The following is a 17,916-nucleotide window of genomic DNA, read 5'->3' on the forward strand; positions in this document are numbered from 1 at the left end:
ACCCGCTGCCTCAAGCGCTACATCGCCCGACAGCTCTACCGCACCATCACCACCCACCACCAAACCCCTTGACAACCCCACTCACAGATCGACGGCGACGGGAGGCACGGGAGCCGGCATCGGCGCGCACACCCCGACCGCCGCCCCGGTGATCAAGGAGTTTGTGTCAACGTCGTGCTCGAAACAGGACACGAACTCCTTGATCACCGAGGTCGGCGGGGCGACTCTGGCAGGACACGAACTCCTTGATCAATTTGTGACGGGGGGCGGGCTTGGTGCCTGGGGGCATATTGGGGTGAATCGGGGGTAACGGGCCGCCGGAGGTGGCGCATGGTGGCGATGGGGCAGACCGCGCTCTCGGGTGAGCGACTCCGGCAGACCGACGGCTTCCTCGCCGAGGCGTGGGCCGACATGGTCCGGCACGACGAGCGGCTGCGCGGAACGGCTGTCGAGGTGCGCTTCGACCGTGGGGTGGCGCACCTGACCGGCGAGGTCGCCGACCCGGACCAGCTACGGCTGGTACGGGAGCTGATCGGCCGGCTGTCCGGCGTACTCGGCGTCTGGTGCCGGGTCAGCGTGGCCGGGCGGGCGCCGGTGGTGGTCGACCTGGGCTGCGGTGCGACCAAGCAGTGGCCGGGCAACCTGGGACTGGACATCTATCCGGCGCCGGGGGTGAACGCGGTCGCCAACCTGGCCGGCTCACTGCCGCTGCGCGACGACTCGGTGGACGTGTTCTTCGCGGTGCACATCGTCGAGCATCTGATCGACTTCCTGCCGCTGTTCGACGAGTGCCACCGGGCGCTGCGTCCCGGCGGGGTGCTGCACGTGATGAGTCCCTGGTGGCGGCACGTCAACGCGGTGGCCGACCCGACGCACGTACGCCTGCTCGACGTGCAGACGTTCAAGGGCATCTGCGGTCAGCGCCCGCCGGGTACGCCGCGCTGGTATCCGCTGCACGTCGGCTGCGACGGCGCCTCGATCTTCGCCGACCTCACCCCGCTGCCACCAGACGCCCCCGCCCCGCCCTCCTCCCACCTGGCCCGCTTCTTCGACTGAAGCCGCGCCGGCCGACCCGAGGGACCACCCCGTCGATCATGAAGTTGGCGGCACTCAAGGAGATCGACTTCGCCGTCAACTTCATGATCGACGGGGCCAAGAACAGGACTAGGGCGTGTCCTGCCGATCTTGTAGTGGTTGGTCGTTGACGATGTGCCGGTGGTGCGTCGTGGTGAGCTGACCGATGAGGCGTGGGCGGTGATCGCGCCGCTGTTGCCGGAGCCTGGCGGTGCGCGGGGGCGGTGGCGGGATCACCGGCAGGTCATCAACGGGATCTTGTGGAAGCTGCGCACGGGCGCGCCGTGGCGGGACCTGCCGGAACGCTTCGGGCCGTGGAAGACCTGTCACGAACGCCTGCGTCGGTGGACGGCCGACGGGACATGGGATCGGATTCTCGCGGCGGCGCAGGTGCATGACGACGGCACGCCGGTGCAGTGGACGATCAGCATCGACTCGTCGATCGTGCGGGCGCACCAGCATGCCGCTGGCGCCCGCAAAAAGGGGGCTCCCCGACAAGTGCGGCGACGCCTGGTGCGCAAGATGGCGAGGCCATCGGCCGGTCCCGCGGCGGGTTGAGCACGAAGATCCACCTCGCCGTCGACGGACGCGGACGGCCGCTGTCGGTCCTGCTCACCCCCGGCCAAGCCGGCGACAACCCGCAACTGTTGGCGCTGCTGGACGCTATCCGCGTCAACGAGCCCGGACCGGGTCGGCCCCGCAAGCGACCGGACGTGCTGATCGCGGACAAGGGCTATGCGCATGACTCGACCCGCCGAGCCCTACGACAACGCGGGATCCGACATGTCATCCCGGAACGCAGCGACCAGGTCGCCCGCCGGGCCGCCAAGGGCAGCCATGGCGGGCGACCACCGGCCTTCGACAAGCAGGTCTACCGCAAGCGCAACGTCGTGGAACGCTGCTTCAACCGGCTCAAGCAGTGGCGCGAACTGGCCACCCGCTACGCCAAACGCGCGTCCCTCTACCGATCCAGCCTGGTCCTCATCGCCGCCATCATCTGGCTTCCATGATCGACAGGACAGGGCCTAGGCGGATTCGCGGAGGGCTACGTGGTGGGGGGCCACCAGTTCGCGCGGTGGGGACCCGCGATCGGGGCCCAGGCGGCCCGCCAGCAGCTCGACCGCGAGGCGGGCGATGCGCTCCTTGTCGGGGACGACTGTGGTCAGCGTCGGGATCGAGAAGCGACCGTCCTCGATGTCGTCGAAGCCGGCCACCGCGACGTCCTCGGGCACGCGCAGGCCCATCTCGTGCAGGGCACGCAGCGCGCCGAGCGCAAGGGTGTCGTTGAAGCAGAAGACGGCGTCGGGGCGTACCCCCGTGGTGAGCAGGTGCCGCATGGCGGCGGCGCCGTCCGCGCGGTGCCAGGCCGGCGCGGGCGCCACCAGGCGGTCGTCGTAGGCGATGCCGGCCTCGGTCAGCGCGGCGGTGTAGCCGGCCAGGCGGAGCCGGGCGCTGGCGCCCTCGGGGGTCCGCTGGGAGCCGATCGCGGCGATCCGGCGGCGGCCGAGCCCGATGAGGTGGGCGGTGATCTCGCGGGCGGCGGCCACGTTGTCGATCATCACGTGGTCGGCGGGGCCGTGGTCGACGCGTTCGCCGAGCAGCACCATGGGCAGTCCGGCCAGCGCGGCGAGGTCGTCGGCGGTGAGTGCGAGCGGGCTCAGGATCAGGCCGTCGATCATGTGGTCGCCGATGCCGCTGGCGGCCTTGCGTTCCTGCTCGGAGCCGCCGCCGGTCTGGTCGATGAGCACGGTCCAGCCCTGGTCGGCGGCGGCGGCGACGACGTGCCGGGCCAGCTCGGCGAAGTAGGGGATGTCCAGCTCGGGCACGGCCAGTGCGATCACACCGGTACGGCCCTTGCGCAGGTTGCGGGCCGAGAGGTTGGGCCGGTAGTTGAGTGCGGCGATGGCCTCCTCGACCCGGGCCCGGGTGTCGGCGCGCACGTGCTGGTAGCCGTTCACGACGTTGGAGACGGTCTTCACCGACACTCCGGCCCGCTCCGCGACGTCCTTGAGCCTGTGCCGCACTGCACTTCCTTCCGGTGAACGCTGGCCGCACTGTACCGCGCCACGACGACGCGACTGCCTCTTTACACGAGCGCTTACAACGTTGTAGAAACCACTGACAGCGGAGTGACCGCGGTCACCCGCACCAGCAGCGAGGGAGAGGTTGGCATCGTGCCGAACGCGCAGCTCACGATCGATCCGGCGTTCCGGGTCGCGCCGGCGGACCGCCGGATCTTCGGTTCCTTCGTCGAGCACATGGGGCGCTGCGTCTACGGCGGGGTGTACGAACCGGGCCACCCCACAGCCGATCGGCGAGGGCTGCGGCGCGACGTGCTGGACCTGACCCGTGAGCTGGGCGTCTCCGTGGTCCGCTACCCGGGCGGCAACTTCGTCTCCAGCTACCGCTGGGAGGACGGCATCGGCCCGGTCGGTGACCGCCCACGCCGGCTCGACCTGGCCTGGAAGACCATCGAGACCAACGAGTTCGGGCTGGACGAGTTCATGACCTGGGCGGCGGAGGCCGGGGTCGAGCCGATGATGGCTGTCAACCTCGGCACCCGCGGCGTCACCGAGGCGCTCGAACTGCTGGAGTACACCAACCACCCGGGCGGCAGCCAGCTGTCCGACCTGCGCCGCAAGCACGGCGCCGAGAAGCCGTACGGGGTGCGGCTGTGGTGCCTCGGCAACGAGATGGACGGGCCGTGGCAGGTCGGGCACAAGACCGCCGACGAGTACGGCCGCCTCGCCGCCGAGACCGCCCGCGCGATGAAGATGATCGACCCCTCGATCAGCCTGGTCGCCTGCGGAAGCTCCAACCGGGGCATGCCCACGTTCGCCTCGTGGGAGGCGACGGTGCTGGAGCACACCTACGAGCACGTCGACTACATCTCCGCCCACACCTACTACGACCCGTCCGACGGTGACCGGGCCAGCCTGCTCGCCTCCGCCGTCGACATGGACGCCTTCATCACCGAGGTCGTCGCCACCGCCGACCACGTCGGCGCCAAGCTGCGGCAGAAGCGCAAGCTGAAGATCTCGTTCGACGAGTGGAACGTCTGGTACCAGTCCCGCCTCCAGTCCGACCTGGACCGGCGCGGCTGGGTCGAGGCGCCCGCGCTGATCGAGGACGACTACACAGCCGTCGACGCGGTGGTGGTGGGCGACCTGCTGATCACCCTGCTCCGGCACGCCGACCGCATCGGCGTGGCCTGCCAGGCTCAGCTCGCGAACGTGATCGCCCCGATCCGTACCCGCAACGGCGGCCCGGCCTGGCGGCAGAGCATCTTCCACCCGTTCGCGCTGACCGCCCGGTACGCCCGCGGCACCGTGCTGCGGACCGAGCCCACCGGCCCCACCTACGAGACCCCGCGGTACGGCGACGTGCCCGCGCTGGACACCGTCGCCGTGCACGACGAGGAGAGCGGCGAGCTGGCCGTCTTCGCGGTCAACCGCGGCCCGCAGGACCTCCCGCTCGACCTGGACCTGCGCGGCCTGCCCGGCCTGCGGGCCGAGGCGCACACCACGGTGGCGGCCGGAACCGACCCGGACGCCACGAACACCGAAGCGGACCCGGAGCGGGTCACGCCCCGGGACCTCACCACACCCACTGTCGACGGCGGCCGGGCCTCCGTGCTGCTGCCGGCCACCTCCTGGAACCTGCTGCGCTTCGTGCCGGCGCTGTGACCGGCAAATACTCCATCCCGTCCCCCAAGGAGTACCCATGATCCAGAACGAGATGAGCCGGCGGCGCCTGCTCGGGCTCGGCGTCGGGCTCGGCGCGGCGGCCACGCTGACACTCAGCGGCTGCGGCGGCGGCAGCAGCTCCGACAGCTCCGGCGCCTCCGGCAACGGCGGCAAGGACTACACCGGCCCGAAAGTCGACCTGAAGCTGTGGAACGGCTTCACCGGCGGCGACGGCGACATCTTCAAGACGCTCGTCCAGCAGTTCAACAGCGAGCACAAGAACATCGCGGTCAGCGTGATTACCTATCAGTGGGAGGACTACTACAGCAAGCTCCCCGGCGCGGTCTCCAGCGGCAACGGCCCGGACATCGCGGTCATGCACATGGACCAGCTCGCCACGTTCGCCGCCCGCGGCGTGATCACCGAACTGGACGACGTGGCGAAGGCGCTGGAGCTGAGCGAGGGAGACTTCGCCCCGACTGTGTGGAAGGGCGGCCTCTACAACGACAAGCGGTACGGCATCCCGCTGGACATGCACCCGCTGGGCTTCTACTACAACAAGGCGGTCATGCAGAAGGCCGGCCTGGACCCGGAGAAGCCACCGGCCACCAGGGACGAGTACACAGCCGCGCTCACCGAGCTGAAGAAGTCCGGCGTGCAGGGCTTCTGGGTCAGCCCGTTCCAGTTCACCGGCGGCATGACGTACTACAGCCTGCTGCACCAGTGGGGCGGCACCGTCTTCGACGCCGAGGTGGCGAAGGCGACGTTCAACTCCGACCCGGCCGTCGAGGCGTGCACCTGGCTGGTCGACCTGATCAAGCAGGGCCACTCCCCGGCGAACGTCGGCCAGGACGCCGACTACCTGGCGTTCAAGAGCGGCAAGAACGCGTTCACCTGGAACGGCATCTGGCAGATCAACGACCTGAAGAAGAGCCCGAACGTGCAGTGGGGCGTCGCGCCGCTGCCGCAGATCGGCAGCCAGAAGGCCGCCTGGGCGAACTCGCACAACTTCACAATCGTCAAGCAGCGCTCCGCGAACGCCGACAAGACCGCCGGGGCGAAGGTGTTCATCAACTGGCTGAGCCAGCACTCGCTGGACTGGGCCAAGGGCGGCCAGGTGCCGGCCCGCAAGGCGGTCCGCGAGAGCAGCGAGTTCACCGCGCTCACCGAGGTCAACGCGCTCGCCCCGGAACTGGAGTACGCCGCGTTCCCGCCCGCCGCGCCCGGCCTGGGCGAGGTCATCCTGACCTTCTACAGCGCCTTCAACGAGGCGGCGCTGGGCAAGAAGTCGCCGAAGCAGGCGCTCGACGACGGCGTGGCCAAGGCGAACAAGCAGCTGGAGGACAACCGCAAGAAGTACGGGAACTGATCCGCCGTGGCGGACGTGATCGAGGTCGGGGCGGCGCGTGACGGCGCGCCGCCCCCGGCGGCACGCACCCGCCGCCGGGGCGCGACGGAACGCGGCAACCGGACGACGCCGTACCTCTTCCTCGCGCCGTACCTGATCCTGTTCGGCGTCTTCGGCCTGGCGCCGATCCTGTTCGGGGTCTGGATCAGCCTGCACCAGTGGGATCTGCAACTGCCCAACCGGCCGTTCGTCGGGCTCGGCAACTACCGGGACCTGTTCTCCAGCGACTCGGCGATCTACGGGGACTGGTGGTCGAGCGTCCGGGCGACAGGGATCTTCACGCTGTTCTCCGTACCGCTGCTCGTGGTCGTCCCGCTCGGGCTGGCGCTGCTGCTCAACCGCTCGTTCCCCGGCCGGACGTTCTTCCGGGCCGCGTTCTTCGCGCCGTACGTGCTGGGCGTGGCGGTGATCGGCCTGCTCTGGCGGTTCCTGCTCGACGCCAACCTGGGCCTGGTCAACCGGCTGCTCGGCGTGCTCGGGCTCCCCTCGGACACGCCGTGGGTGACCGACGTGCCGTGGGCCTGGGTGTCACTCGTCGGCGTGACCGTGTGGTGGACGTGCGGCTTCAACGCGGTGATCTACCTGGCCGGCCTCCAGGACATCCCGGCCGAGCTGTACGAGGCGGCCAAGGTGGACGGCGCGGGCGCGTGGGACCGGTTCCGCCACGTCACGATCCCCGGCCTGCGGCCGGTGATGCTGTTCGTCTTCACCACCACGATCCTCGCCTCGGCGAACGTGTTCGGGCAGGCGTTCCTGATCACCCAGGGCGCGCCCGGCGAACAGACCCGGACCGTGGTCTGGCGGATCGTCGACGAAGGGCTGCGGGACTACGACGCCGGGCGGGCCGCCGCGATGAGCGTGTTCTTCGCGCTGATGCTCGCAGTGGTGAGCGTCGTCAACTTCCGGCTGTTCCGCTACCGGGAAGACTGAGGGGACGACATGAGGAACATGCGCGCGGTGGCGCGGTACGGCGTACTGCTGCTGATCACCGCGATCTTCGTGACCCCGCTGGTCTGGATGCTGCTGACCTCGGTGAAGACGTACGACGACGCGCAGCGGGTGCCGCCCGGCTGGCTGCCGAACCCGTTCTCCAGCTACGGCTACCAGCAGATCGTCGACAACGCGGCGAACCCGGTGCTGCGCTGGTTCGTCAACAGCATGCTGGCGGCCACCCTGCACACGCTGCTGGTGCTGGTGACCGCGTCGATGGCCGCGTACGCGCTGGCCCGGATGCGGTTCCGCGGCCGCAAGGTGCTGTTCGCGCTGATCGTGGGCACGCTGTTCCTGCCGCCCACCTCGCTGATCATCCCGAACTTCATCATCGCCGAGCGGCTGAACTGGATCGACACGCTCACAGTGGTGATCGTGCCGGGTGCGGCGAGCGCGTTCGGGGTGTTCTTCCTGCGCCAGTTCTTCCTGTCCATCCCGGCCGAGCTGGAGGAGGCGGCAGTGCTGGACGGCGCGAACCACTGGCAGGTCTTCCGCCGGGTGCTGCTGCCGCTGTCGAAGCCGGCCCTGGCGACGCTGGCGGTGCTGTCGTTCCTGACCAACTGGAACGACTTCCTCTGGCCGGTGTACGTGCTGTTCAGCCCGGAACGGCTGACGCTGCCGGCGGGCCTGGGCCTGCTCCAGGGCGCGTACGTGACCGACTATCCGGTCATCATGGCGGGCGCGGTGCTGGCGAGCGTACCGGTGCTGATCCTGTTCGTGTTCGCCCAGCGGCACGTCATCCAGGGCGTGTCCCGCAGCGGCCTGAAGGGGTGAGGTAAGGAAGGGCCCCTTCTTAACGCCTCCGGTAGCAGAAGGGCCCCTTCTTAACGCCAGGCGTTAAGAAGGGGCCCTTCCTTCGGGGGGCCCGCCTCAGGGGGTGGGGGCGGGCTCGGGGGTGTCCGAGTGCTCGCGACGGGCGAGCCGGTTCTTGCGGTGGCCGTACCCGAAGTAGATGACCGCGCCGAGCAGCATCCAGGCGAGGAACCGCAGCCAGGTCTCCACCGACAGGTTCAGGCTCAGGTAGAGACAGGCCACTGCCGTGACGATCGGCAGCACCGGCGAGAACGGCACCTTGAACGGCCGCTCCAGGTCGGGGCGGCGCCTGCGCAGGATCGGCACCGCGATCGCGACCAGCGTGAACGCGCAGAGCGCGCCGATGCTGACCAGGTCGGCCAGCGCCGACAGCGGCAGGAAGCCGGCCAGCAGCGCCACCGCGACGGTCATGATCCCGGCGATCCGGTACGGGGTGCCCCAGCGCGGGTGCACCTTGGCGATGGCGGGTGGGATGAGCCCGTCGCGGGCGATGGCGAAGCCGATCCGGCCCATCGCCACCAGGTCGACCAGGATCACGCTGGTGAGCCCGGCGACGGCGGCGATGGAGACGAGCACCGCGGCCCAGCCGGCGCCGACCGCCCGGAACGCGGACGCGATGGGCGCGCCCTCGTCGATCTCGGTGTACTTGACCATGCCGACAACGACGAGCGAGACGCCGATGTAGAGCACCGTGGAGATGAGCAGCGTGCCGAGCAGACCCAGCGGCAGGTCCCGCTTGGGCTTGCGGGTCTCCTCACCCAGGTTCGCCACGGCCTCGAACCCGGTGTACGCGAAGAACACCACTGCGGCGGCGGTGAGCACCCCGGCGAAGCCGAAGACGGACGGCTCCAACCCGAAGATCGCCTGGGTGACCGGCTGCTTGACGCCGTCGTCCCCGGCCCCGGCCGGCTCGGCGGACGGGATGAACGGGCTGAGGTTGGCCGCCTTGACGAAGAACAGCCCGGCGATGATGACGAAGGCACAGATCGCCACCTTGACCAGCACGAGCAGGTTGGTGAGCCGGGCCGACTCGCGGATGCCGACGACGGCGACCACACCGAGCACCAGCACGATGCCGATCGCGCCGAGGTTGACGACGCTGCCCTCCTCGGCGAACCAGGCGCTGGGCAGGCCGAACAGGTCGGCGAGGTAGCCGGACCAGCCACGGGCGACCACCGCCGCGCCGAGCGCGAACTCCAGCAGCAGGTCCCAGCCGATGATCCAGGCGACGATCTCGCCCATCGTCGCGTACGCGTAGGTGTAGGCGCTGCCGGCGGTCGGCACGCTGCTGGCGAGTTCGGCGTAGCAGAGCGCGGCGAGCAGCGCGACCAGGCCGGCGATGCCGAACGAGATCACCACACCCGGCCCGGCGCTGTTGCGCGCCTCGACACCGGTGAGGGTGAAGATGCCGGTGCCGATCACGATGCCGATGCCGAAGCCCATCAGGTCGACCGCGCCGAGCCGGCGCCGCAGGCCCGGTTTGCCGTCCTCGCCGTCGGCGTCGCTCTGGGCGAGCACGTCGCCGATCGGCTTGGTCCGCAGGACCGACATCTGATCACCTCCCCCGCCGTGCGGCCGCCACGGTGGCGGTCTGTGACCGGGCAAGCTACCCAGCCGTTTTGCGCTCCAATCCCGCGCGGTGTGTCTCGGAATCGTCACGATCCGGCCGATCGGACGACGCCGGACATCGATCGGCCCTCAGGGTCTTGCGCCGGGCACGGATAGATGAAAGTTTTCTACCGGAGGCATGGGCATCGCGGCGAATCTTGCCGTGACGCCCCGCCGCCGACCGTCCCCCCGGACCCGACGAAGGGACCGCACCGCATGAAGGCAACTCGGCTCGGAGCCGCCGCGCTGGCCGCGGCGCTGCTCGGCACGCTGGTCGCCGGCACACCGGCGCAGGCCGCCCCCGGCGACAACACAGGCACCGCCACTTCCCCCTCCACCGACTGCGTCACCGACCCGGCCACCCCCAAGCGCCAGTTCCGGGCCATGTGGATCGCCTCGGTGACGAACATCGACTGGCCCAGCAAGGGTTCCTGGACCGCGCCGGACCAGGTGGCCAAGCAGAAGGCCGAATACCTGGCCTGGCTCGACCTGGCCCAGAAGCTCAACCACAACGCCGTCGTGGTCCAGGTCCGCCCGACCGCGGACGCGTTCTGGCCCTCGCCGTACGAGCCGTGGTCGGAGTACCTGACCGGCGTACGCGGCAAGAACCCCGGCTGGGATCCGCTGGACTTCCTGGTCGCCGAGTCGCACAAGCGCAACCTGGAGTTCCACGCCTGGTTCAACCCGTACCGCGTCTCCATGCCCGCGCCCGGCGGCGCCGGCGCCGACCTGTCGCAACTGGCCCCGGACAGCCCGGCCCGCCAGCACCCCGACTGGGTCTTCGCCTACCCGCCGGCCGGCGTCGCCGGCAGCCGGCTCTACTACAACCCCGGCGTCCCCGAGGTCCGCGAGTTCGTCCAGACCGCGATGATGGACGCGGTCAAGCGGTACGACATCGACGGCGTGCACTTCGACGACTACTTCTACCCGTACCCGAGCGGCACCCACCAGGTGCCCGACGACGCCACGTTCGCGGCGTACAACAGGGGCTTTACCGACAAGGCCGACTGGCGGCGGGACAACATCAACCTGCTGATCCAGGAGATGAACGCCAAGATCAAGGCGGTCAAGCCGTATGTGAAGTTCGGCGTCAGCCCGTTCGGCATCTGGCGCAACGCGTCGGCCGATCCGAACGGCTCGGACACCACCGGCTCGCAGTCGTACGACATCATCTCCGCCGACTCCCGCAAGTGGGTCAAGGAGGAGTGGATCGACTACATCGTGCCGCAGCTCTACTGGTACATCGGCCAGTACCCGGCCGCCGACTACGCCCGGCTGGTGCCGTGGTGGGCCGAGCAGGTGCGCGGCACGCGGGTGCAGCTCTACATCGGCCAGGCCGACTACAAGAGCGGTGACCCGGCGTACGGGTCGTTCTGGATGAACCCGCAGGAGCTGTCGAACCACCTGACGCTCAACCGGTCGTACCCGGAGGTGCTCGGCAACGTGCACTTCTCCGCGGTGCAGGTCCGGGCGAACCGGCTCGGCGCCACCGACATCTACGCCGCCGAGCACTACTCCCGCCCGGCGCTGGTGCCCACCATGACGCACCTGCCGCGCAAGCCGCTGCTGTTCCCGGTGGTCACCAAGGCCCAGCGCGAGGCGGACGGGGTACGCCTGAGCTGGCGTCAGCCGGCCGACGGCAAGGGCCCGCTCGGCACCGCCGCGTCGTACGCGATCTACCGGTTCGACGGGCACGGCCTGGCCGGGCGCTGCGACTTCGCCGACGCCTCCCACCTGGTCGGCACCGTCCGGGCCACGGACGGCGCGGTGCAGTCCTGGGTGGACACGACGGCGGCCGACGGCGCCCGGTACACGTACTACGTGACCGCGCTGGACCGGCTGGCGAACGAGAGCCCGGCGAGCCCGCCGCGCTTCGTGCGCTGACCCCCGTCGAATGCCCCCGGGCCGCCTCGCCGGCCCGGGGGCATTCGTCTGTTTGGGCGGATGTCAGCGAGCCGTTCCCCGGAGCATCGCCCCAGGTCACCCACTTGATCGACACTTGTCGACATCCGGAGATCCCGGCCACCACCCGCGGAGGTTCCCGTGTCCCGTCGCCTCGCCACCATCCTCGCCGCCGGAACACTCGCCCTGCTCACCATGCTCGGCCTGGCCACACCGGCCGCCGCCGCGGTGAGCACCCAGCAGAAACTGTCCGTCCTGACCAGCTGGACGCAGACCAGCGCGTCCAGCTACAACGCCTGGAACAGCGCCCGGCAGAACCGGGCACCCTGGACGGAGTACGGCTTCGACTGGTCCACCGACTACTGCTCGTCCAGCCCGGACAACCCGATCGGGTTCAACTTCAAGCTCTCCTGCTACCGGCACGACTTCGGCTACCGCAACCACAAGGCGATGGGCGTCTTCTCGTCCAGCAAGTCCCGCCTGGACAGCGCCTTCTACGCCGACCTGAAGCGGGTCTGCGCCACGTACAACGCGGTGGTCCGGCCCGCCTGCTACAGCCTCGCCTGGACGTACTACCAGGCGGTGAGCGTCTTCGGCTCGGTCGCCGCCGTGTCGCAGGCCGACCTCGACCGCGCCGCCCGGATGAAGGCCGACGCCCAGCGTCGCGCCGCCGCGACCGCCTGACGTACCGCGCGGGGAGTCCGCCACCCGGCGGGCTCCCCGCCCTCGTCGGCCGCCCGGCTCAGCCCGTTGTGCTGCGCGGCTCGAACGCCGGCCACGAACCCGGCGTCTGCTTGCCGAACCGGGGCGAGTCGGCGGCCAGGTCCGGGTGCTCGACGTGCAGCGCCAGCGCCGCCACCTCGTCCAGCCGCAGCCCCGTCCCGGCGCCGTAGGCGGCGTCGAACGCCTCGTCGCCCAGCACCCGCCGCAGCTCCGTCTGCCGTGCCGACCAGTACGGGCCGTATATCCCCGGTGTGGCCCGCAGGTTCGCCCGGGTGGCCTGCGCCGCCCCGAACAGCCGGGCCGCCGCCAGCGCGTCCCCGGCGAGCGCGCAGCGAACCGCTATCGCGTTGATCGTGTCGCAGGCCCGGCCCAGGTAGCCGTGACTCATCCGGGACCGCAACGCCACCAGCAGGTGCTCGTGCGCGGCGACCAGGTCGCCCCGAGCCAGGGCCACCATGCCGAGCAGCATGTCCACCGACCGGCCGCCCCGCTCGGCGGGCCGGGCCGCCTCGACCGGACGGGCTGCGGCGAGCAGGTCGGCCGCCTCGTCCAGCGCGCCCCGGCGCCAGAGCAGCTCGGCGAGGTTGTAGACGGCCAGGAGCGCGTCGCCCACCACGTCCTGCGCGTACGCCCAGTCGATCACCTCACGGCAGACCCGCTCCGCCTCGGCGAACTGCCCCATGTCGACCAGCGGCGCCGCGCGACCGGCCAGCACCCGGGCCAGCAGCCCTCGGTCACCGGACTGCCGGGCGGCCGCCTCGGCCCGCTGCGAGTACCGCAGCTCCTCGCCGAACTCGCCGTCCGCGCCCGCGTGCAGCGAGTGCATGTGGTACGCGGCGGCCAGCTCGGCGTCCGGCATCACCTCGCCGGTCTCGGCGAGCCGGCCGTAGAGCCGGAACAGCCAGAGCCGCCCCTCCCGGGCCAGCCCGCGCTCCCGCCACCACTGATCCAGGTCACCCGCCAGCGACAGTCCCGACCGGGCGCTGCCACCTGTGGCGCACCAGCGCAACGCGGCCCGCAACTCGTTCGCCAGCGGGTCGAGCGCGTACAGGGAGAGCGTCACCGGGCGGCCGTCCGGCCCCAGGTGCGCCCGGTCCAGCGCGTGCCGGCACCAGGCGACGTGCCGGTCCCGGGCGCTCTGCTCCTCGCCCGCCTCGACCAGCCGCCGGGCCGCGTACGCCCGGATCGGGTCGAGCATCCGGTAGGTGCTGCCGGAGGCGTGCGGCTCGGCCAGCACCATCGACTTGTCCACCAGCACCGAGAGCGGGTCGAGCGGGTCCTCGTCGAGCAGCCACTGCACGGTGGGCAGGTCCACCGGGCCGGCGAACACCGCCATCCAGCGCAGCAGCCGGGCCGAGCGCGCGCCGAGCGTCCGGTACGACCACGTCACTGTGGCCTGGATGGTCAGGTGCCGCTCGCTCGCCGACCGCTGCACCGCCCGGGTCGCCGGGGTGGGCGGTGCGGCGCCGGTCGCGGCGGCCACCAGGTCCACCGTGTCCTGCTGGTTGCCACTCCAGCCGGCCTCCACCGGCGGCGGCTCCGCCGTCTCCCGCCCGGCGTCGAGCGTGCCCAGCATGTCGTCCAGCCGCTCGGCCAGTTGCCCGGCCGAGAGCACCCGCAGCCGGGCCGCGGCAAGCTCGATGGCCAGCGGCAACCCGTCCAGACGGCGTACCACCCGGTGCAGGTCGGCCTGCTCGGCCGGCTCCGGCGCCCGGCCGCCGCGGGCCACGGCGGTACGGTCCAGCAGCAGCGCCACCGCGTCGCTCCCCCCGCCGTCGGGGCCCTCGTCCACCGACAGCGGCGGTATCCGCCACACCACCTCGCCGGGTACGCCGAACGACTCCCGGCTGGTCGCCAGCACCCGCACACCCCGGCCACCGGCGAGCAGCCGGCCGATCACCTCGGCCGACGCCGCGGTCTGGGCGTCGCAGGTGTCCAGCAGCACGAGCATCCGGCGCGGCGCCGCGTACTCCACGAGGGTGTCGACCATCGGCCGGCCGGGCTCCGGGCGCAGGCCGAGCACGGCGGCGATCTCGAACGCCACCAGCCCCGGGTCGGTCACCGCGGCGATGTCGACGAACCAGACGCCGTCGGGGTAGTCCTCGACGATCCCGGAGGCCAGCTCCACCGCCAGCCGGGTCTTGCCGGCGCCGCCCGCGCCGAGCACCGTCACCAGGCGGTACGCCTCGACCAGCCGCCCCAGCTCGGCGCGCTCGGCCTGCCGGCCGACGAACGAGGTGACCTGGGTGGGCAGGTTGTGTGCTGTCGCGTCGGCGGTACGCGGACGCGGGAACCGCCGCTCCAGCCCGGGTGCGACGAGCTGGAACAGCCGCTCCCGGTCGTCGAAGCCGCGCAGCCGGTGCAGTCCGAGGTCCAGCAGGGACACCCCGTCCGGCAGCGGGTCGGCGTGCCGGGCGGTGGCGGCGGAGCAGAGCACCTGCCCGCCGTGCGCGGCGGCGGCCACCCGGGCGGCCCGGTGCACCTCGGGGCTGGCGTACTCGCCGTCGCGGGGCTCGGCGTACCCGGTGTGCAGTCCCATCCGTACCCGGGGGGTGGCGTCCGGGTTGGGCCACTCGTGGCCGGCGAGCGCGCGCTGCGCGGTCAGGCAGGCGCGGACCGCGGCGGCGGCGTCGGGGAACGCGAGGAAGAACGAGTCCCCCTCGGTCAGCAGCTCCGCGCCGTCGGTGCCGGCCAGGGTGTCGCGCAGCAGCCGCCGGTGCTCGTGCAGGACCGGGCGGTAGACCGGGCCGAGCATCCGGGCCAGCCGCGTCGAGCCCTCGATGTCGGTGAACACGAAGGTCACCCACCCGCTGGGGAGGTGGTGTCCTTGCGACATACGTCGAACCTCCGCCCGGTGACGTCGGGTCCATGCTGCCCTATGGTCGTGCCGTCACGCATCGTGAGAACGGCTGGGCAGATTCCGCCCCAAGGTGCCAAAGGATCACACCGGCGGCAAGACCCCGATCGACCCGCGGGACGGACGGCGGAAAGTCAGCAGCCGCAGGAGCCGCCGCAGCAACCGCCGCCGCTGGGAATCCCACCGCTCGGAGCGGAGCCGCCCCGGCCGGTGACGGCCACCGTGGACAGCAGTTTCACCGTGTCGGCGTGGCCCTGCGGGCAGGTGGCCGGCCGTCCGGCCTCGGCCATCGGGCGGTTGACCTCGAAGGTGTCGCCGCAGGCGCGGCAACGGAACTCGTACCGGGGCATGTCCCAAGCGTACGGCCGGGCCTGACGTCGTCACCCGGATGGGTGATACTCGACGGGTGGTGGACGGCGAACGGCGAGCGACGGCCCGGCCCCTGCGACCCGCCGCGCCACCCGACGACGGCACCCCGCCCATCCCGCGGCCCCGCCGCGAACGCGATTCCCTCCCCCCGAAGTCGCCCGCCGACCCGGCCCGCGACGCGGACGCCGAGCCCGGCGCGAACCCGGACGCCACGCCCGGCGTCGAGGCCGGTGGGAAGCCGGCCCCCAAGCCGGGCGTCGAGCTGGACGCCCGGCCCGGCGGGAAGCCGCAGCCCGAATCGGCCGTGAAGGCGGACGCCGAGCCCGGAGCGGGCGGGGACGAGCAGCCGGGCTCGGGGGCGAAGGCACAGGCCGAGGCGGCGGCCGAGAGCGGCGGGCGGCGTCGGCGGATGCCGTTCGCGCACGCCGTCCGGACGCGCCCGAGGCAACTCACAGTCGGCGCGGCCCGGGCCACCCGCGCCTGGTCCCGGCGGCCCGGCGGCCGCACCACGCTGCCCGCGCTGTTCCTGCTCGCGCTGGTCGCCGCCGCCGCCACTGCCGGTGCGGTGGTCGTGCCGGCGGCGGTCGGCCGGCCGGAGCCGGTCGCCGAGGCCACGCCGTCGCAGAGCGTGCCGCAGACCGCGGCGGCACCCGCCACGCCGCCGTTGCCGGAGCTGACCGGCCTGCCCGGAACCGCCGCGCCCACCGGCACGCCGCTGCCCGGTGCGACCACCGCGCCGGTGCTGCCCGCCGGGCGTCCCGCCGACGCGCTCACCGGCTGGGCGCAGCGGGTCGGCGCGGTGACCGGCGTCCCCGTGGTGGCGCTTCAGGCGTACGCCTACGCCGAGCTGGTGCTCGCCCAGACCAACCGTGGGTGCCAGCTGAGCTGGACCACGCTGGCCGCGATCGGTTACGTCGAGTCGCGCCACGGCGCGGCCAACGGCGCCACGCTGCAAGCCGACGGGCGGGCCCTGCCGGAGATCAAGGGAGAGCCACTCGACGGGCAGGGCGGCCGGTCCCGGATCCTCGACACCGACCAGGGGCTGCTCGACGGCGACCGGGTCCACGACCGGGCGCTCGGCCCGATGCAGTTCATCCCGACCACCTGGCAGGAGATCGGCGCGGACGCGGACGGCGACGGCGTGAAGAACCCGCACGACATCGACGACGCGGCGCTGGCCGCCGGGCTCTACCTGTGCAAGGGCGGCCGGAACATGACCATCCCGGGTGACTGGTGGGGCGCCATCCTTTCCTACAACGATGTGCGTCGGTACGCCCAGGCCGTCTTCGACAAGGCCGACGAGTACGGCAGGCTCAGCCGCAACGTGAGGTGACGGCTCGCGTACATTCGCGGACTCAACCCTTCCCCCCGGCTGCCGTTGACGGCAAGCTAGACGGGTGATGGTGCGCGAGTGGGATCCCAGGACCGCGTCGTCCGCCGAGATCGCGTCCCTGCTGGACACGCTGAACGCGGTCCTGGCGGCCGATCTGCCGCAGGATCCGCCATGGCGGGAGAGCTCCATGCGGGAGTATCTCTCCGAGGTGATGCCCGGCGAGCGGCGGATCTCGTGGGTCGCGCAGGAGGACGCCGGCCCGGACGGCACGCCCGGGGCGATCCTCGGGCATGTGCACGTGCTGCTGCTCGGCGGGATCGGCGTGCTCGAGGTGCTGGTGCACCCGGCGATCCGGCGCAGCGGCGTCGGCCGCGAGCTGGTGCGGGTGGCCGCCCGCCGGGTCTGGGACGAGGGCTTCCAGTCGATCGGTGTGGAGGTGGTCGGCGACACCCCGGCCGTGGGGTTCTACGAGTCGCTGGGCTTCACCCGCGACTACGTGGAGACCCGCAGCGTGCTCGACCTGCGCTCGGTGGACTGGCCGGCGCTCACCGAGATGGCCGCCGAGGTCGGCGCGGGCTACCGCGTGGAGTTCTGGCCGGGTGGCCCGCCGGACGAGCTGATCGAGGCGTACGCGCGGGCCAAGGCCGAGGTGCGCGACTCCGACGACGTGGAGCTGCGGCCCAGCTCCTACGACCCGGACCGGCTGCGCGACAGCCTCGCCACGCTGCACCGGCGCGGCATGAAGCCGTACATCGTGCTGGCGCTGCACGAGCAGACCGGCGAGGTGGCCGGGTTGACCGAGGTGGTGGTGCCGGCGCAGCACCCGACCCGGGCCGACCAGTACGACACGATCGTCGTCCATGACCACCGCGGCTACGGCATCGACCGGGCCATCAAGGCGCGGATGCTGCTGGAGCTGCGTTCGGCCGAGCCCGAGGTGGCCGAGGTGCAGACCTGGAACGCGCAGGACAACGAGTCGATGCTGAAGGTCAACGCCGAGCTGGGCTACCGCCCCGACCGCGACTGGTGCGAATACGGTGTGGACGTGGCCGAACTGGTGCACCGGCTGGACAGTCACCGCTGACCGTTCACCGTCCGGCCATCGAAGGGCTGGACGGTGTACCCACGAGAGCCTTAACGTTCGTTAGTTCCT

General features: G+C 71.6%; 14 protein-coding genes. 10 read left to right on the forward strand and 4 right to left on the reverse strand.

Annotated elements, in window-relative coordinates; genetic code table 11:
- Positions 1-330: 330 nt before the first annotated feature.
- Positions 331-1,056: a BON domain-containing class I SAM-dependent methyltransferase gene (locus tag FB455_RS31560; RefSeq protein ID WP_123110762.1), complete on the forward strand. Its 726-nt coding sequence runs from the start codon at positions 331-333 to the stop codon at positions 1,054-1,056.
- 162 nt (positions 1,057-1,218) lie between these two features.
- Positions 1,219-2,084 (forward strand): IS5 family transposase gene (locus FB455_RS31565; protein WP_145823076.1). Its coding sequence is split into 2 segments (ribosomal slippage): positions 1,219-1,552 and positions 1,552-2,084, totalling 867 coding nucleotides; the frame shifts between segments, so codons are not numbered across the junction.
- Between the two features lie 15 nt (positions 2,085-2,099).
- On the opposite strand, the gene FB455_RS31570 is transcribed toward FB455_RS31565, so the two are convergent.
- Positions 2,100-3,098, reverse strand: a complete 999-nt coding sequence (locus tag FB455_RS31570) for a LacI family DNA-binding transcriptional regulator (RefSeq protein WP_145755682.1) — start codon at positions 3,096-3,098, stop codon at positions 2,100-2,102.
- Between the two features lie 150 nt (positions 3,099-3,248).
- Here FB455_RS31570 and arfA point away from each other — a divergent pair, with 150 nt between their 5' ends.
- From arfA to FB455_RS31590, 4 genes are read left to right on the forward strand one after another with little or no spacing between them, the layout of a single operon-like run.
- Complete coding sequence (gene arfA, locus FB455_RS31575; protein ID WP_114921144.1) at positions 3,249-4,760, forward strand: arabinosylfuranosidase ArfA; 1,512 nt, start codon at positions 3,249-3,251, stop codon at positions 4,758-4,760.
- Positions 4,761-4,797: 37 nt separating this feature from the next.
- Positions 4,798-6,129, forward strand: coding sequence for an ABC transporter substrate-binding protein (locus FB455_RS31580; RefSeq protein ID WP_047894643.1), 1,332 nt, complete (start codon positions 4,798-4,800; stop codon positions 6,127-6,129).
- Positions 6,130-6,135: 6 nt separating this feature from the next.
- Positions 6,136-7,098, forward strand: coding sequence for a carbohydrate ABC transporter permease (locus tag FB455_RS31585; protein ID WP_013288733.1), 963 nt, complete (start codon positions 6,136-6,138; stop codon positions 7,096-7,098).
- A gap of 9 nt (positions 7,099-7,107) precedes the next feature.
- Positions 7,108-7,932, forward strand: coding sequence for a carbohydrate ABC transporter permease (locus FB455_RS31590; protein ID WP_013288734.1), 825 nt, complete (start codon positions 7,108-7,110; stop codon positions 7,930-7,932).
- A gap of 96 nt (positions 7,933-8,028) precedes the next feature.
- Here FB455_RS31590 and FB455_RS31595 read toward each other — a convergent pair whose 3' ends face one another.
- Positions 8,029-9,522 carry an amino acid permease gene (locus tag FB455_RS31595; RefSeq protein WP_145755683.1) on the reverse strand — a complete coding sequence of 498 codons (1,494 nt, stop codon included), beginning with the start codon at positions 9,520-9,522 and terminating at the stop codon, positions 8,029-8,031.
- Positions 9,523-9,795: 273 nt separating this feature from the next.
- Between FB455_RS31595 and FB455_RS31600 the strand changes: the two genes are divergently transcribed.
- On the forward strand, positions 9,796-11,463 hold the full coding sequence (locus FB455_RS31600) for a family 10 glycosylhydrolase (protein ID WP_145755684.1): 1,668 nt from the start codon (positions 9,796-9,798) through the stop codon (positions 11,461-11,463).
- Positions 11,464-11,622: 159 nt separating this feature from the next.
- Positions 11,623-12,165, forward strand: coding sequence for a phospholipase (locus FB455_RS31605; RefSeq protein WP_013475162.1), 543 nt, complete (start codon positions 11,623-11,625; stop codon positions 12,163-12,165).
- 58 nt (positions 12,166-12,223) lie between these two features.
- Here FB455_RS31605 and FB455_RS31610 read toward each other — a convergent pair whose 3' ends face one another.
- Complete coding sequence (locus FB455_RS31610; protein WP_013475161.1) at positions 12,224-15,040, reverse strand: ATP-binding protein; 2,817 nt, start codon at positions 15,038-15,040, stop codon at positions 12,224-12,226.
- Between the two features lie 155 nt (positions 15,041-15,195).
- Positions 15,196-15,411 carry an FmdB family zinc ribbon protein gene (locus tag FB455_RS31615; protein WP_013288739.1) on the reverse strand — a complete coding sequence of 72 codons (216 nt, stop codon included), beginning with the start codon at positions 15,409-15,411 and terminating at the stop codon, positions 15,196-15,198.
- Between the two features lie 38 nt (positions 15,412-15,449).
- Between FB455_RS31615 and FB455_RS31620 the strand changes: the two genes are divergently transcribed.
- Entirely contained in the window at positions 15,450-16,763 is a 1,314-nt protein-coding gene (locus FB455_RS31620; RefSeq protein WP_145755685.1) for a murein transglycosylase, read from the forward strand.
- 67 nt (positions 16,764-16,830) lie between these two features.
- Positions 16,831-17,847 carry a GNAT family N-acetyltransferase gene (locus FB455_RS31625; protein ID WP_013288741.1) on the forward strand — a complete coding sequence of 339 codons (1,017 nt, stop codon included), beginning with the start codon at positions 16,831-16,833 and terminating at the stop codon, positions 17,845-17,847.
- Positions 17,848-17,916: the final 69 nt, after the last annotated feature.

It is taken from the genome of Micromonospora sp. CNZ296, from assembly GCF_007827635.1.

Coding starts and splice junctions, on each gene's coding strand:
- FB455_RS31560 (WP_123110762.1), top strand. CDS start 331: ATGGTGGCGATGGGGCAGACCGCGCTCTCGGGTGAGCGACTCCGGCAG.
- FB455_RS31580 (WP_047894643.1), top strand. CDS start 4,798: ATGATCCAGAACGAGATGAGCCGGCGGCGCCTGCTCGGGCTCGGCGTC.
- FB455_RS31590 (WP_013288734.1), top strand. CDS start 7,108: ATGAGGAACATGCGCGCGGTGGCGCGGTACGGCGTACTGCTGCTGATC.
- FB455_RS31595 (WP_145755683.1), bottom strand. CDS start 9,522: ATGTCGGTCCTGCGGACCAAGCCGATCGGCGACGTGCTCGCCCAGAGC.
- FB455_RS31600 (WP_145755684.1), top strand. CDS start 9,796: ATGAAGGCAACTCGGCTCGGAGCCGCCGCGCTGGCCGCGGCGCTGCTC.
- FB455_RS31610 (WP_013475161.1), bottom strand. CDS start 15,040: ATGTCGCAAGGACACCACCTCCCCAGCGGGTGGGTGACCTTCGTGTTC.
- FB455_RS31615 (WP_013288739.1), bottom strand. CDS start 15,411: ATGCCCCGGTACGAGTTCCGTTGCCGCGCCTGCGGCGACACCTTCGAG.
- FB455_RS31620 (WP_145755685.1), top strand. CDS start 15,450: ATGGGTGATACTCGACGGGTGGTGGACGGCGAACGGCGAGCGACGGCC.
- FB455_RS31625 (WP_013288741.1), top strand. CDS start 16,831: ATGGTGCGCGAGTGGGATCCCAGGACCGCGTCGTCCGCCGAGATCGCG.